The sequence below is a fragment of the Phocoenobacter atlanticus subsp. cyclopteri genome (assembly GCF_018343795.1).
Taxonomy (GTDB): Bacteria; Pseudomonadota; Gammaproteobacteria; order Enterobacterales; family Pasteurellaceae; genus Phocoenobacter; species Phocoenobacter atlanticus.
On record NZ_CP074346.1, the window covers coordinates 1494602 to 1510090 of the forward strand.

The 15489-nt window shown below is 35.2% G+C and carries 14 protein-coding genes; 5 read left to right on the top strand and 9 right to left on the bottom strand.

The window, feature by feature from the left end:
• Window positions 1-94: 94 nt before the first annotated feature.
• Genes KGI96_RS07060 through KGI96_RS07075 form a run of 4 tightly spaced genes read left to right on the top strand, consistent with a single transcriptional unit; the run spans window position 95 to window position 3647 of the window.
• Window positions 95-1012 carry a heme/hemin ABC transporter substrate-binding protein gene (locus tag KGI96_RS07060; protein ID WP_211597651.1) on the top strand — a complete coding sequence of 306 codons (918 nt, stop codon included), beginning with the start codon at window positions 95-97 and terminating at the stop codon, window positions 1010-1012.
• Window position 1013: 1 nt separating this feature from the next.
• Window positions 1014-1790 carry a HugZ family pyridoxamine 5'-phosphate oxidase gene (locus KGI96_RS07065; RefSeq protein WP_211597650.1) on the top strand — a complete coding sequence of 259 codons (777 nt, stop codon included), beginning with the start codon at window positions 1014-1016 and terminating at the stop codon, window positions 1788-1790.
• Between the two features lie 4 nt (window positions 1791-1794).
• Complete coding sequence (locus KGI96_RS07070; RefSeq protein WP_211597649.1) at window positions 1795-2844, top strand: FecCD family ABC transporter permease; 1050 nt, start codon at window positions 1795-1797, stop codon at window positions 2842-2844.
• Window positions 2841-3647, top strand: a complete 807-nt coding sequence (locus KGI96_RS07075) for an ATP-binding cassette domain-containing protein (protein WP_211597648.1) — start codon at window positions 2841-2843, stop codon at window positions 3645-3647. The genes KGI96_RS07070 and KGI96_RS07075 overlap by 4 nt, the downstream gene beginning before the upstream one ends.
• A gap of 27 nt (window positions 3648-3674) precedes the next feature.
• On the opposite strand, the gene mnmA is transcribed toward KGI96_RS07075, so the two are convergent.
• The 4 genes from mnmA to KGI96_RS07095 form a co-directional block, all read right to left on the bottom strand.
• On the bottom strand, window positions 3675-4829 hold the full coding sequence (mnmA, locus tag KGI96_RS07080; protein ID WP_211597647.1) for a tRNA 2-thiouridine(34) synthase MnmA: 1155 nt from the start codon (window positions 4827-4829) through the stop codon (window positions 3675-3677).
• 5 nt (window positions 4830-4834) lie between these two features.
• Window positions 4835-5080 carry a (Na+)-NQR maturation NqrM gene (gene nqrM / locus KGI96_RS07085; protein WP_211597646.1) on the bottom strand — a complete coding sequence of 82 codons (246 nt, stop codon included), beginning with the start codon at window positions 5078-5080 and terminating at the stop codon, window positions 4835-4837.
• 20 nt (window positions 5081-5100) lie between these two features.
• Window positions 5101-6141: an FAD:protein FMN transferase gene (locus KGI96_RS07090; protein ID WP_211597645.1), complete on the bottom strand. Its 1041-nt coding sequence runs from the start codon at window positions 6139-6141 to the stop codon at window positions 5101-5103.
• A 281-nt stretch (window positions 6142-6422) separates the two neighbouring features.
• Window positions 6423-8414: an LTA synthase family protein gene (locus tag KGI96_RS07095; RefSeq protein ID WP_211597644.1), complete on the bottom strand. Its 1992-nt coding sequence runs from the start codon at window positions 8412-8414 to the stop codon at window positions 6423-6425.
• Window positions 8415-8517: 103 nt separating this feature from the next.
• Between KGI96_RS07095 and KGI96_RS07100 the strand changes: the two genes are divergently transcribed.
• The gene (locus KGI96_RS07100) at window positions 8518-9357 is read left to right on the top strand and encodes a DUF5718 family protein (protein ID WP_211597643.1); all 840 of its coding nucleotides are present in this window, start codon (window positions 8518-8520) and stop codon (window positions 9355-9357) included.
• A 13-nt stretch (window positions 9358-9370) separates the two neighbouring features.
• Here KGI96_RS07100 and KGI96_RS07105 read toward each other — a convergent pair whose 3' ends face one another.
• From KGI96_RS07105 to KGI96_RS07125, 5 genes are all read right to left on the bottom strand, one after another.
• Complete coding sequence (locus KGI96_RS07105) at window positions 9371-10168, bottom strand: peptide ABC transporter ATP-binding protein (RefSeq protein WP_211597642.1); 798 nt, start codon at window positions 10166-10168, stop codon at window positions 9371-9373.
• Window positions 10169-10250: 82 nt separating this feature from the next.
• Window positions 10251-11330: a class II fructose-bisphosphate aldolase gene (gene fbaA / locus KGI96_RS07110; RefSeq protein ID WP_211597641.1), complete on the bottom strand. Its 1080-nt coding sequence runs from the start codon at window positions 11328-11330 to the stop codon at window positions 10251-10253.
• Window positions 11331-11407: 77 nt separating this feature from the next.
• Window positions 11408-12571: a phosphoglycerate kinase gene (gene pgk, locus KGI96_RS07115; protein ID WP_211597640.1), complete on the bottom strand. Its 1164-nt coding sequence runs from the start codon at window positions 12569-12571 to the stop codon at window positions 11408-11410.
• 125 nt (window positions 12572-12696) lie between these two features.
• Window positions 12697-13056 (bottom strand): fluoride efflux transporter FluC, encoded by a 360-nt coding sequence (locus KGI96_RS07120; RefSeq protein WP_211597674.1) that lies wholly within the window; start codon window positions 13054-13056, stop codon window positions 12697-12699.
• A gap of 73 nt (window positions 13057-13129) precedes the next feature.
• Window positions 13130-15409 carry an NADP-dependent malic enzyme gene (locus tag KGI96_RS07125; RefSeq protein ID WP_211597639.1) on the bottom strand — a complete coding sequence of 760 codons (2280 nt, stop codon included), beginning with the start codon at window positions 15407-15409 and terminating at the stop codon, window positions 13130-13132.
• Window positions 15410-15489: the final 80 nt, after the last annotated feature.

Below are 15489 nucleotides of genomic sequence, written 5' to 3' on the forward strand. Positions count from 1 at the left end.
AAATGAAACATTTTCATAAAATTTATTGACACCATAATAAATACAAATGATAATATTTACGGATAATTAAATTTTGAAAAGGAAAGCTAATTTTATGTTTATAAAAACACTGATCGCTAATTTACACTCAGAAGCATTGAATAAAAGAAAAATCAGTGCTTTATTTGTTTTAACAACACTTTCTGCATCAATCAATGCAGAATCTTATCATCGTATTGTTTCGACGACTGGCAATGCCTCTCAAATTATTGCTGAATTAGGATTGGCAGATGACTTGGTTGCAGTGGATACCACAAGTACTTTACCTGCTGATATTATGAAGAAGAAGCCTAAAATTGGCTATCGCCGAGCATTATCATCGGAAGGTATTTTAGCAATGCATCCTGATTTAGTTGTTCTAGCACCTGATACTGGTCCACCAAATGTGATCTCTCAATTAAAATCATCAAAAGTCAAAACCATTACAATAACAGATAAAAAATCGCTTGATGGCGTTATTGATGATATTCAGTTAATTGCGAGTACCTTAAATGCAACAGAGCAAGCAAAACCACTGATTGAACGTATCAATAAAGATAAAGCAGAAATAACTAAAATTATTGAGAGTTATCCTACTCAACCTAAAATAGCGTTCTTTATGGATGGTGGGGTTGATCGATTTATGGGATTTGGTGATGAAACCGCAGGTGATGGAATGATTGATATTGTAGGCAGTCAAAATATTTTCAAATCACAGTTTAAAAGTGTTAAGCCAGTATCTTTAGAAGCATTATCTGTGAGTGATATGGATATGATTATTATTGCTTCTCATAGTGGGAAAGATCGTAATCCAGCAACACTAACCAAAGCATTAGATAAATATACTAAACTTGCGGTAACAAAAGCAGGTCAGAAAGGCTGTGTTTTTACTATTGGAATTGTGGAAGGGTTAGGCTTTGGTCCGGATCTTACTCAACCAGCAAAAGAGGTTGCTCAAGCAGCAAAAGAATGTGTCTCTCAAGAGGAGAAATAAAATGATGGGATCATCAGAGCCAAAAATTACAGACAAAAATATAAAGCAACACGACCGTTATAGTACAGGAGATATTGATGCACAGAAGATTTATCTCACTAACTTTGCAGGTGAATTAAGTACAATTAGTCGTGAAGAGAGCAAATCTGCAGGTTATCCAATGGGATCGGTTACCCCTTTTATTATTGATCATACTGGTTGTCCTGTTATTTACACCGCAGCGGTTGCAGAACGTACCAAAAATATTACTGAAAATTCAAAGGTTTCATTATTTATGCGTGAAGTAAAACGTAATCATCGTATTGAAACAGGCTGGCGATTAGGGGTAATGGGCGATTTACTTGAAATTAAAGATCAAGAAGATTTAATGCGAGTAAAACACAGTTATTTTCGTCATTATCCAAGAGCAAAAATGTATGAAAAATTTCACGAATTTAAGTTTTATCGTTTAAATGTAAAGATGGCTCGAGTAATTTTAGGGTTTGGACGAATTGCGTGGGTAGAGCCTGAAGTAATAAAAAGAGCATCATCATTTGATGAAGAAACGGAGTTAAAAATTATTGAGCATATGAATAAAGATCATATTGAAGCAATGGAAAAATGCCTTACTCAAAATGATATCAAGTTACAATTAGCTGTTGCACCTGAAATGGTTGCGGTCAATCAATTTGGTGTCACTATTTCATATCATAATCATCTTCATTTTATTGCTTTTGAAGAAGAGGCTTTAGACGTTAATGCCGCACGAGTTCAGTTAGTTAAAATGACAAAAGCATAGTGTAATGATTGACGAATATTGCTCTAAATATAAAAAAATATTTTTTTCTAGAACATCCATTTTTAGTCTATTTATTTTTTTATTATTATTTAGTATTTATTTAGGCTGTCGTATTGGGGCAATAGAGGTAGAGAATGCCACTATCATCCGCTTACTCAGTGGTGAGGCGACAACAACAGATAATACGATTTGGCAAGTTTTAGTCAATATTCGTTTTCCTCGTGTGATTGCCGCTGTATTAGTGGGCGGTACATTAGCGATTACAGGGGCAGTAATGCAAGGGTTATTTCGCAACCCCCTTGTTGATCCAGGTATTATTGGTGTAATGTCTGGTGCATCCTTTTCTGCCACCTTATTTATTGTTTTAGGCAGTTTATTTTTACCTCTCTCCATTGTTTCAAGTAATTTTGCATTACCTTTTTTTGCTTTTTTAGGTGGTTGGGGAATGACGATGTTACTGTATTCTTTCTCTAAACGAGGCGGTGTACTCAATATCTCTTCAATGCTATTAATAGGTATTGCTTTTGGTGCCTTAACTGGTGCTTTAACTGGTTTACTGACTTATGTTGCCGATGATATTCAATTACGATCCATCGCTTTTTGGGGGATGGGAAGTTTAACCGCTTTTGATTGGGAAAAATTAGCAGTTTTAAGTTTAGTTTGTATTGTTACCCTTCCTCTTTTGTGGCAAGATTCCGCAATTTTAAATGCCTTAATGCTTGGTGAAAATGTGGCAGGGCATTTAGGTTTTGATATTGAAAAAGCCAAAAAACGTCAAATCCTATTAGTCGCTTTGCTCGTGGGGGTTTGCGTGGCATTTTCGGGTGGAATAGGTTTTATTGGGCTAATCGTTCCCCATATTGTGCGTAAATTAGTAGGAAGTGACCATCGAGTTGTACTGCCTGCTTCTTTTTTATTTGGGGCAATATTATTGACCTTATCTGATGTGATTTCTCGTACAATTATAATGCCAGCAGAACTTCCTATTGGTATTTTAACGGCAATGATTGGTGCCCCATTCTTAGGTTTCTTAGTTTGGCGAGGGACAAGATGAGTATTATTCTAGCGACTGAAAATTTAACCTTTACTGTACAGCATAAAAATTTAATCGATCACCTAAATTTAGAGATTATTCAGGGCTCATTTAACGCTATTATTGGTCCTAATGGTGCAGGAAAAACCACTTGTTTAAATCTGATCAACGGTGATATTCCCCCTAACAAAGGGACTATTTCATTAAATGGTAAAAACTTACGAACAACTGACCGCTTGGTACTTGCTAAGAAAAGAGCCGTTTTGCCACAACTTATTCATATTCCTTTTAATATTCAGGTTGAAGATATTGTTGATCTCGGACGTGAACCTTATCGCTATCAATGTTGTAAAAAACAAAATCAAGCAGTGGTTCAACACTGTTTAGAAAAAATGGGTATTCTTAATTTAAGAAAGCAAGAATATGCTACATTATCTGGTGGAGAACAACATCGAGTCCAGATTGCTCGAACCCTTGCTCAAATTTTGGCTTATCCTGATGAAGATCTAACGGGTAAAATTCTCTTTTTAGATGAACCCACTAATCATCTCGATATTCATCATCAATATAATCTAATGTATTTATTGAAAGATCTTCAAGAACAAGGCTTAACCATTATTGCTGTTATGCACGATCTATCCCTTACTTTGCAATTTAGCGATCATATTTTGCTATTAAATAAAGGAAAAAAAGTGGGTGATTTTACCCCTGAAGAGTTAGTTAAAAATAATGCACTATCAGAAGTATATCAAATGGATATGAATATTTTATGGAGTGAACAATTAGCACGTTATCTGATTGCTCCAACGCCAAAACCTTTATAATATCTAACCAAAACTTATCTAATAAAATTAGATTTTTAATTGTTCCTCAATTACTCCACCACCTAAACAAATTTCATCAAGGTAAAAAACAGCGGATTGACCGGGTGTAACCGCAATTTGAGGCTCATCAAAAATGACCTTAATGGTATCATCATCAATAGGCTGAATTTCACAAGCAACATCAGTTTGGCGATAACGTGTTTTGACAGTACAACGTAAATTTTTACGAATAGGTTGACGATCGACCCAATGTAATTGTTGAGCAATTAAACCTGTTGAAAGTAATGCACTGTTATCGTGTCCCTGTGCCACAATCAGCTCATTATTGATTAAATCTTTCTCTACCACATACCAAGGCTCTTCAGATTTATTTTTTAAGCCTCCAATACCTAAACCTTTACGCTGCCCCAAGGTGTGATACATCAAGCCTTGATGTTGACCTATTACTTCACCATCAATGGTTTTGATATTACCGACTTGAGCAGGAAGATAGCGGGCTAAAAAGTCTTTAAACTTACGCTCACCTATAAAACAGATCCCTGTGGAATCTTTTTTCTCCGCAGTGACTAAACCTAAATCCTCGGCAATTTGGCGAACAATCGGTTTTTCTAGTTCACCGACGGGAAATAAACTTTGAGCTACTTGATCTTTACTTAAAGTATATAAAAAATAACTTTGATCTTTATTACTATCTAAACCACGTAATAATTGAGATTGTCCCTCAAGATCACGACGACGTACATAATGCCCTGTTGCAATATAATCAGCACCTAAATCTTCTGCTGCATATTCTAAAAAGGCTTTAAATTTGATCTCTTTATTGCATAAAATATCAGGATTTGGTGTTCGTCCTGCTTTATATTCACTTAAAAAGTGTTCAAAGACATTATCCCAATATTCTGCGGCAAAGTTAATTTTATGTAGTTTAATGCCTAACTTATCACATACCGCTTGAGCATCAGCTAAATCAGCCGCAGCGGTACAATAATCGGTATCATCATCTTCTTCCCAATTTTTCATAAACAAGCCTTCCACTTGGTAACCTTGTTGTTGAAGAATAAAAGCAGAAACGGAAGAATCCACACCACCAGACATTCCACAGATAACCTTTTTCGTCGCATTTTCAGTTAACTGGCAAGCGGTCACTTGTGAGCAATTATTTACAAATGTTTGTGATTTCATACCCTTTACTTCACTTCATAAAAAGAAGGATCTTGATTAAAACGCTCAAGTTCTGCTGGATCAGCTTGACCTTTTTCAACCTTATCTTTTAAGTTATCACAAGGCTCTTCACAGTCACACATTTTTTCCATTCCTAATGCAGAAATCCCCCCACAACTTCCTTTAATTGTTTTACCTTTAACAATATAGCCAATTGACATTGCAAAAATGATTGCAAGAAAAAAGCCAAAGGTTAATAAAATAGTTTCCATTTATCACTCCAAATAATCAATTATAAATGTGTTAATTTCTTAAATTCACTCGACATTTTAGTCTCATAGCCATTATCTGTTTTAATAATTAAAAAAATCGCTAAATGCTCTCTTTCTGCAATTTCTAATGCTTTATCTGTACCAAGTACAAACAACCCTGTCGCTAAACCATCTGCTTTCATTGATGTATTTGCTAATACGGTAATAGAGGCAAGATTATGGCTAATTGGTTTTAGCTGTTTTGGATCAATAATATGCGATAAACGATTTCCTTCGTCATCTTCAAAATAATTACGATAACTTCCTGATGTAGCTATACCTAAGTTACTAATCGGCACTAAAATTTGAATTTCTTGACCCTGCACTAAAGTTGGTTTTTCTATAGCAATTTGCCAATCATCTTTATGTATATTCTTCCCTTTGGCTCTTAGCTCGCCACCAATCTCTACAAGATAATTTTCAATGCCTAGTTGTTCTAAATATTGTGCCAATTTATCAACGCCAAATCCTTTTGCAATCGAAGAAGTATCAATATACACCTTTGAGTGAGTTTTTACTAAACTAAATTGATTATTTTCAGACAAAAGTCTAATTTTATTAATTCCAACTGCTTGTGATTTTTCTGCGATTTGTTGTTCTGTTGGTGCTTGATTTAATCGTTTATCAGGTCCAAATCCCCATAAATTGACTAAAGGTCCAACGGTAATATCTAACGCACCTTGAGTGATTTTATTTAACTCAAATGCACTTTTAACAACTGTTGCAAAGTCTTTAGAAATCACAAAAGGTTTATTTATTTCTATCGATTGATTAAAACGACTAATTTCAGAATCTTTTTGATAGGTAGACATCGCATTATTCACCCCTACCAATAAATGATCTATTTCTTTTTTTATCTCTGCTGGTTTAAGCAATTCTTTGGTATGCTCATCAATATATTTAATATGATAAGTCGTTCCCATCGTTTTTCCTTCAAGACTGATTTGCTCCGGTTCTTGACTACATCCACTCAATAAAAACAATGCCAATGCCAATGCACCAAACAGTTTTAATTTATTCATAGAAAATCCTTAGTAAATTTTAATTGACCAATTTTAACATAAAATACACAATATGAATGATTAATTATTAATGATTTACCTTTATTCTTGCAGGGTAAGAACATACTTTAATTAGAGTAAGGTAGTATTTAAAATCTAACAACTCCACAATTCTTAAGCATAAATATAGCGGGTAGATTAAATCAAAAATTTACAAATTTAATTTTTATATCAATTAGTTATATGAAAACAAATAACATATAGTGGTCACATACAACTCAAAATGTGACCACTTACCAATATTAATTTTTATTAGAATTTTTCTCTTTAGGTAATTTATATAATTGCTGATTATATAAATAGCTTCCCACTAGTGCATAAGCAAGGGCTTCTTTTTTCATACTTTGAGGTAATTCTTTTTCTTCTAGACGTTGAGTTTGATGATTGTAAGTATAACCTTTCGCAGTAGTTTTAGGTTCTAATACCACAATATCATTACCTTTCATCATTGCCTGTGTTTGGTTATATTGCATAAAGGCACGATTTGGATCAATATTTTTAGTTAAATCATAACCAAGCATCGGATAAGCACCACTAATTCCAGCTAAAGATAATAAAGTGGGAGGAACATCAATTTGACTCACTAATCGCTTATCTTTTTGAATAGCAACACCATTACCTAAAATTAATGCTGGAATATGAAAATGTTGAATAGGAACTAGTGATGCACCAGCCACACGAGAGTCGTGATCAGCAATGATTAAAAAGAGGGTATCTTCCCAATATGTTGAATTCTTTGCTAATTTGAAAAATTGTCCCAACGCATAATCTGCATATTTTGCTGCATTATTACGTGTTTGTTTTTCTTTATCGTATAAAGCAATTTTTCCATCAGGAAATTCAAAGGGATCGTGATTGCTAGATGAAAAAACTAAGCTAAAAAATGGTTTATCTTCTTTGCTCCACTGATTAAATAAGTGATGTGCTTTCTTAAAAAGATCTTCATCACTCACTCCCCAAGAGCCAACAAACTCAGGGTTAGTATAATCATTTTCATCTATAATGGTCTCAAAGCCATTCCCATAAAAGAAACTTGCCATATTATCAAAATGCTTTTCTCCCCCATAAATAAAAGACGTTTCATAACCTTTTCTACTTAATAATTCAGCAATAGTAAAAAAATTACGCTGGCTTTTGGCGAGTTTAACGGTTGAACGTGCTGGTGTTGGGGTAAATCCTGCTATCACCGCCTCAATTCCTCTGACTGAGCGAGTACCTGTGGCATACATATTTTCAAACAACCAACCTTCTTGAGCTAACTTATCAAATTCTGGTGAAAGTGGTTTTCCACCTAATATTCCAATAAACTGAGCACCTAAACTTTCTTCTAAAATAATCACAATATTTTTAGGTTTACCTTTATAAGTTGCTTCATTATAAGAAAGTGTTGGAATGTCTTCTGAAATGTAGTCTGAAATAGGTCGTAGCTGACTCTGTTTAATAGTAGCAAACATCTCTTTTGCAGACATTTTCCCATATTGTTCAGAAGATGAATTTTCATCTTTTAATTGTTGAACTGCAAATAAAACAGAATAACCTGAATTTAACACTAATGAATTAACTAGCGGATCGCTTGAAAATGCAACCATTGCGGGATTCATTCCTCGATGTGCGAAACTCGAACGTGCACCAACAAAGGTAATTACCGCAACAATTAACGCTATAACGGGACGCCATTTCCAATTTGGATAATAAAGCGATTTAACCACTTTAGCTGACAATTTCCAATAAAGAATAGCGGCTAAGGTTGTAATAATGGCACTTGATAATACAGCAACAAGATGTCCATTAATCAACATTGTAAACACTTCTTTTGGATAAAGTAAATATTCTATAAATAAACGGTTAGGACGTATATCATAAGTTTCAATAAAAGCAGGAGTAGACAGTTCCATAAATAGAATAAAGGTACTACCAACAGTAAGCCATACTCTTAATATCATCTTGCAAACCTGTCCAACAACGTTTGAAGAGAGAAATAAAACACTTAATAAAGTCGGAATACCAAATAACCAACAGAGTGCTGAAATATCAATACGAAGACCTTGTAATAATAAGGGTAACCAACCATTGACTGCACTCACTCTCTCTATTTGCCAAACAGATAAACCTACACGGCTGACAGAAAGAATGACCAAATTAATGATGATAAAAAATAAAATAGGAAAGAAAATGGAATGTTTTGATATTTTAGACATAAGTATTTCGTGATGGAAGTTAATTTGTGTCTGCATTATATTTTTTCATTAATTTAAGTCAATAAGAAAGTTTATATTTATCATTGCTTATTTTATTCTTATAATTAAATCTAATTTTATACACAGGGGTATGGTCATTATGAAAAAACAACAATTTATTGGATTGGGTGTAGCGGGTAATTTTGCTGGACATTTGGAACAAGCAGGAGAAGCTGCTGATTTCGTCAAGGTAAAAACTCAAAATGCTATTCAACCAAAAGCCATTTTTCCTTTTTATATTCCGAGTAACAAGTTAAGTCAATCAGAGCAATTTCTCTCTACTTATCCGTTATCAAACGATAAATTAAGTTTTCCTCACTTAGAAGATGCGGATAATCTCCAAATTGAGCCTGAAGTTGCACTCATTTGTGAGTTAGTTTATCGGAATAATAAAGTGGTAGAAATTAAACCCTCTCATTTTGCTGCTTATAATGACTGCTCTATTCGTCGTCCAAATGCACGTAAAATTTGTGAAAAGAAAAATTGGGGGACAAATTCAAAGGGAATAAGTAAAAATTGGATCAAAATTGACCGCTTTGAACGGGGAGGGAATTTAGACCATTATCATATTGCTTGTTTTCATCAACGTGATGGGAAATTAACAGAATATGGTGTGGATAGCCCAACTGTGGGTTATAGCTACTTTCATCAACAATTATTAACTTGGATTATCGATAGAATGAATAATCAACCTGATGAAGATCCAATGAATAATATTACTAATTTATTAAAACAAGCTGATTACCCTACCCAAGCTATTATTAGTATTGGGGCAACTCGCTATACAGAATTTGGTGAAACTAATTTCTTACAGCCACAAGACACAAGTATTGTTGTACTCTATGATCATAACCGTCATACACACAATGATGTCATTAAAATGATTAATGCCCAACAATTTCCAGAAGATGTCTCAGCATTAATCCAAACGGTTGTTTAAATATTAATTCTTACTACTCTGCCCACGCTTCTTCTGTTAGCTTTTTACCAAAATGGCTATCGATTAAGCGTGACATAAAAGTGGTTTGAGGATTAAGTAAAATATCTTTGGTATTACCATATTCAATGGATTTACCCTCTTGAATAACAAGAAGTTTATCTGAAATATGTTTAGCAATACCGAGATGCTGTCCTACATAAATATAGGCGATACCTTGTTTTTGTTGAAGTTTTAACATTAGATTGATTATTTGAATGCGTAATGAAAAATCTAAAGTACTAAGAGTATCATCAATAACTATAATATCAGGTTCTAATATTAATGCTCGAGCAAATGCGACTCGTTGTTTTTGATTGCTTGACGCTTCACTAATTGGCATTAAGGCATGTTCTGAGTGTAACCCCACAAGTTCTAACGTCTCAAAAATTTTTGTATTACGTGTGGCTTCATCAAAATCTGTGGCAAGTTTAAGAGGAGAGTCCAAAATTTGTCCAATATTATAATTTGGATCGAAAGCACTATTTGGATCTTGAAATAACATTCTGATATGCTTGGCTCGAAATTTATAATCTCCAAAAGTCAACAGGCGACCCAAAAAATGTATTTCTCCAGAAGTGGGCTTAATCACACCTGCAATCATTTTTACTAAAGTCGATTTTCCTGAACCATTCTCTCCAACAACGGCTAAAGTTTCACCTCGCTCAAGACTAAAAGAAATATCATTTACAGCACATATTTTCTGATTACGAAATAAACCAATCGACTCAATAAAACATTTATTGAGACTCTTCACTTCAAGTAATGATGTCATTTCATCCTCTTTCTCTGAAACTATACAACAATAAACAAAGACCGCTTAAACAAGCGGTCTGATTTTGCTTAAAATTTGCAAATTATAGAACGTTTACACAGTTTAAGTCTTCGAAAGATTGCTCTAAGCGTTTAGACATAGATTCTTCCATTTTGCGTAACCAAACACGTGGATCGTAGTATTTTTTGTTTGGTGCATCAGGACCTTCTGGGTTACCTAATTGTGCTTGAAGGTAAGCTTCGTTTGCTTTATAGAAATCTAAGATACCATTCCAAGATGCCCATTGTGTATCTGTATCGATGTTCATTTTGATTGCACCGTAGCTGATTGCTTCACGAATTTCTTCACGAGATGAACCTGAACCACCGTGGAATACGAAATCTAATGATTTTTCAGGAAGATTACGTTCAGCTGAAACGAATTTTTGTGATTCGCCTAAGATAGATGGTTTTAATTTCACATTACCTGGTTTATAAACACCGTGAACGTTACCGAATGCCGCAGCGATAGTGAAACGTGGGCTGATTTCGCTTAATTGATCGTAAACATAAAGCACTTCTGATGGTTTTGTATATAATTCTGACTCATCAACATCTGAATTATCCACACCGTCTTCTTCTCCACCTGTGATACCGATTTCGATTTCAAGGGTCATTCCCATTTTATCCATACGAGCTAAGTAATCACGACAGATTGCCATATTTTCATTCATTGGTTCTTCTGAAAGATCGATCATATGAGATGAGAATAATGGTTTACCTGTTTCTGCGAAATGTTTTTCGCCAGCATCTAATAAGCCGTCGATCCAAGGAAGTAATTTTTTCGCACAGTGATCGGTATGTAAAATGACTGGTACACCGTATTCTTCTGCTAAGGTATGAACGTGTTTTGCACCAGCAATCGCACCTAGAACATCTGGGCGTTGACCACTTGTTGGTTTGATTCCTTTACCTGCGTAGAAAGATGAACCACCGTTTGAGAACTGAACAATTACTGGCGATTTTACACGAGCAGCTGTTTCTAAAACCACGTTTACAGAATCAGAACCGACACAGTTTACTGCTGGGATTGCAAAGTTATGTTCTTTTGCATAAGCAAAAACTTTTTGTACGTCATCGCCTGTTACAACGCCTGGTTTTACGATGTCTAATAATTTAGCCATATTTTATATTTCCTCTGTGTTTAAAAATTTTTAATATATTTTTGCCCCTACAAGCCATTTATAGGGGTGATGTTTGATTATGCTTTGGCACGTTTCTCTAAGATTTCTACAGCTGGTAATACTTTACCTTCAACGAATTCTAAGAATGCACCACCACCTGTTGAGATATATGAAATTTTATCTTTAATTCCAAATAAATCAATTGCAGCTAAGGTATCGCCACCACCTGCAATAGAGAAACCTTCACTTTCTGCGATAGCATTTGAAATAATTTCTGTACCTCTACGGAAGTTAGGGAATTCGAATACGCCCACAGGACCATTCCAAAGAATGGTTTTTGCATTTTTGATGATTTCAGCTAATTGTTCTGCTGATTTATCGCCGATATCAAAGATAGATTCTTCATCTGTTACTTCTGTTACTGATTTTTCAGTGGCTGGTGCAGTTTCAGAAAATTCTGTACCCACACGCACATCAACAGGAACTGGAATATCTGTGGTTTCTGCTAATTTTTGAGCAACTGGCACTAAATCTTCTTCGTAAAGTGATTTACCTACGTTGTGACCTGCTGCCGCAATAAAGGTATTTGCGATACCACCACCTACGATGATTTGATCAGCAATTTGAGAAAGTGAATTTAACACTTCTAATTTCGTTGAAACTTTTGAACCACCTACGATTGCCACCATTGGACGAGCTGGCTCTTTTAATGCTTTGCCTAATGCGTCTAATTCTGCTGCTAATAATGGACCTGCACAAGCCGCTGGTGCATATTCAGCCACGCCATAAGTAGAACCTTGTGCACGGTGTGCTGTACCAAATGCGTCCATTACGAATACATCACAAAGTGCCGCATATTTTTTACCTAATTCAGGATCATTTTTTTTCTCGCCTTTGTTAAAACGCACGTTTTCTAATACAACGATTTCGTTTTCTTTAACATCCACGCCGTTTAAATAATCTTTTTCTAAACGAACAGGCACATCTAATACGTCATTTAAATAATCAACCACAGGTTGTAAAGAGAATTTTTCTTCAACCTCGCCTTCTGTTGGACGACCTAAGTGAGAAGTTACCATCACTTTCGCCCCTTTTTCTAAGGCTAATTTTAATGTAGGAAGTGTTGCACGGATACGTGCATCAGATGTTACTTTACCGTCTTTAACTGGTACATTTAAATCTGCTCGAATAAATAAACGCTTACCAGCAAGGTCTAGATCGGTCATTTTAGTTACTGACATTATGATTTCCTCTTAATAATTTAAAAATAAAAACATTGGGATTATAGCATTTTCTTAAAAGATTTACTGAATATAGATCAAATTGTTAAGCAATTTTATAGAATTTTGCAAAATTTTATATAAATCTAACCGCTTATTACCCTACTGATCCACAATCCAAATACAGTTGCGACAATACCCAAAACTAGATGTAACCCTAAAATATTAATGGCATGCAACCATTTATCTTCCAAAATTTTAGTGCTAATTTCGGCTGAAAAAGTAGAAAATGTCGTAAAACTCCCTAAAAATCCAGTAATAAAAAGTAGTTTATGAGAATCGTGTAAGTTTAACCCTAATGCAATGCCAATCAGAAAACAACCTAAAAGATTCGCAATCAAGGTACCAAAATGGAAGTGATTAAAAACAGGTTGTAACCAGACCCCTATTTGCCAGCGAGATAACGCTCCAAACATTGCACCCATAGAAACTAAGATAGCTTGAATAATCATAAAAAAACGCCATTCTATTTAATGAAAGAATGGCATTTAATTTAGCATATTTTAAATTAAATTGCGATTATCCTTTACTATCACTATGTGCTTTTACTGCAGCATAGGCCACCATATTAATTATACGGCGTACTGATGATATTGGATTTAAAATTTGTGCTGACTTATTCATTCCCATTAAGATTGGTCCCACTGTGATTGCAGTAGTTGTTCCTCTCAATAAGTTATAACTAATACGTGCTGCTTCTAAATTTGGCATTACTAATAAATTTGCGGATCCTTTTAATGGACTATCAGGCATAATGTCTTGACGTAATTCTTCAGAAAGTGCTAAATCACCGTGCATTTCACCATCAATCATTAAGCTTGGATCTGCTTCATTGACTAACTCGAGGGTTTTTCGCATTTTTGGTGCACCCAGTTGATCTGATGCGCCATAATTAGAATGAGATAGCAGTGCAACTTTTGGTTGAATACCAAAACGACAGACTTCTTCTGCTGCCATTAAGGTAATTTCCGCCAGTTCTTCTGCGGTTGGATTTGCATTAACATAAGTATCAGTTAAAAATACGTTACCTGATGATAATACTAAACTATTTAATGCAGCTGGTGTTTTCACCCCCTCTTTCAAACCTAAGACATCTTTAATTGAAGTTAAGTGCTTACTGTATGAACCAAACAAGCCACAAACTAAACCATCTGCATAACCTAAATCAACTAATGTTGCAGCAATAACCGTTGTATTTGAGGTCATTACACGCTGAGCAATAGCTTGAGTAATTCCTTTACGTTTCATTTTATTATAATAATGTGTCCAACATTCTTCATAATAAGGGTTATGATCATTATTAATTAACTCAAAGTCTTTACCTACTTCTAAGTGTAAACCTAGTTTTTGAATTTTTTCCTCAATAACAGCGGGGCGACCAACTAACACTGGGTAAGCAAGCCCCATAGATACAATTTCTTGAGTTGCTTGTAAGGCTTTATTTTCTTCCCCTTCCGCTAAAATAATGCGTTTTTTATTCGCTTTTGCTTGATTGAAAATGGGTTTCATAAAGAGATTCGTTTTATACACAAATTGCGATAATTTCTCTTTATAAGCTTCCCAATCTTGAATAGGACGAGTTGCTACGCCTGAATCTATTGCGGCTTTCGCCACAGCAGGGGCAATACGAGTAATTAAACGAGGATCAAATGGACGAGGAATAACATAATCAGCCCCAAAAGTCGCCGCTTCATCACCATAAGCAGATGCAACCACATCACTTTGCTCTGCAAGGGCTAAATCTGCAATCGCATAAACTGCTGCACGTTTCATTTCTTCATTAATTGCGGTTGCACCCACGTCTAATGCCCCACGGAAAATGAATGGGAAACAAAGCACGTTATTTACTTGGTTTGGATAATCCGAACGACCTGTACACACTATCGCATCAGGACGCACCGCTTTGGCTTCTGGTGGCGTAATTTCAGGATCTGGGTTAGCAAGAGCGAGAATAAGTGGATGTGCAGCCATTTGTTTAACCATTTCAGGTTTTAATGCCCCTGCTGCTGAACAGCCTAAGAACACATCCGCATTTGGAATGGCGTCTGCCAATGTTCGCCAACCATTATCGTCAATCGCATACGATTTCTTAGTTTCATCCATACGATCGTCACGATCTTTATAAATCACACCCTTAGAATCACAAACGGTAATATTTTCACGTTTCATACCTAATGAAACGAGTAGATTTAAACAAGCAATCGACGCCGCACCAGCACCAGAAGCCACTAAACGCACTTCATCAATTTTTTTATCTACAATACGCAACGCATTGATAACCGCAGCGGCACTGATAATTGCTGTACCGTGTTGGTCATCGTGGAATACAGGAATATTCAAACGCTCACGCAATTTCTGTTCAATATAAAAACATTCTGGTGCCTTAATATCTTCAAGGTTAATTCCCCCAAAAGTTGGTTCTAAGGCTGCCACAATTTCGACAAATTTTTCAGGATCTTTTTCTGCGACTTCAATATCAAAAACATCAATACCCGCAAATTTTTTGAATAGTACGCCTTTACCTTCCATTACTGGTTTACCCGCTAACGCACCGATATTTCCTAAACCTAAAACAGCCGTACCATTAGAAATTACCGCAACTAAATTTCCTTTCGCCGTATATTTATAGGCTGTTAAAGGATCTTTTTCAATTTCTAAACAAGGCTCTGCGACGCCCGGTGAATAGGCAAGAGCGAGATCTCGTTGAGTTGCAAGGGATTTAGTTGGAGTAACTTCAATTTTTCCAGGAATTGGAAATTCGTGAAAATCAAGAGCAGCTTGACGTAATTTACTATTCATATTTTTTTATCCTTTCGTATAGTTAAATTGTATAGTTAAATAAATGTTAATTGCTTGTTTATTTTAGCACTAAAAGAAAG

Bases quoted from the DNA above. Each gene is read 5' to 3' on its own strand.
- pgk (WP_211597640.1), bottom strand. From the start codon at position 12,571: ATGTCAGTAACTAAAATGACCGATCTAGACCTTGCTGGTAAGCGTTTA.
- KGI96_RS07095 (WP_211597644.1), bottom strand. From the start codon at position 8,414: ATGCAGACACAAATTAACTTCCATCACGAAATACTTATGTCTAAAATA.
- nqrM (WP_211597646.1), bottom strand. From the start codon at position 5,080: ATGGAAACTATTTTATTAACCTTTGGCTTTTTTCTTGCAATCATTTTT.
- KGI96_RS07060 (WP_211597651.1), top strand. From the start codon at position 95: ATGTTTATAAAAACACTGATCGCTAATTTACACTCAGAAGCATTGAAT.
- KGI96_RS07090 (WP_211597645.1), bottom strand. From the start codon at position 6,141: ATGAATAAATTAAAACTGTTTGGTGCATTGGCATTGGCATTGTTTTTA.
- KGI96_RS07075 (WP_211597648.1), top strand. From the start codon at position 2,841: ATGAGTATTATTCTAGCGACTGAAAATTTAACCTTTACTGTACAGCAT.
- KGI96_RS07125 (WP_211597639.1), bottom strand. From the start codon at position 15,409: ATGAATAGTAAATTACGTCAAGCTGCTCTTGATTTTCACGAATTTCCA.
- fbaA (WP_211597641.1), bottom strand. From the start codon at position 11,330: ATGGCTAAATTATTAGACATCGTAAAACCAGGCGTTGTAACAGGCGAT.
- KGI96_RS07105 (WP_211597642.1), bottom strand. From the start codon at position 10,168: ATGACATCATTACTTGAAGTGAAGAGTCTCAATAAATGTTTTATTGAG.
- KGI96_RS07070 (WP_211597649.1), top strand. From the start codon at position 1,795: ATGATTGACGAATATTGCTCTAAATATAAAAAAATATTTTTTTCTAGA.
- KGI96_RS07065 (WP_211597650.1), top strand. From the start codon at position 1,014: ATGATGGGATCATCAGAGCCAAAAATTACAGACAAAAATATAAAGCAA.
- mnmA (WP_211597647.1), bottom strand. From the start codon at position 4,829: ATGAAATCACAAACATTTGTAAATAATTGCTCACAAGTGACCGCTTGC.
- KGI96_RS07100 (WP_211597643.1), top strand. From the start codon at position 8,518: ATGAAAAAACAACAATTTATTGGATTGGGTGTAGCGGGTAATTTTGCT.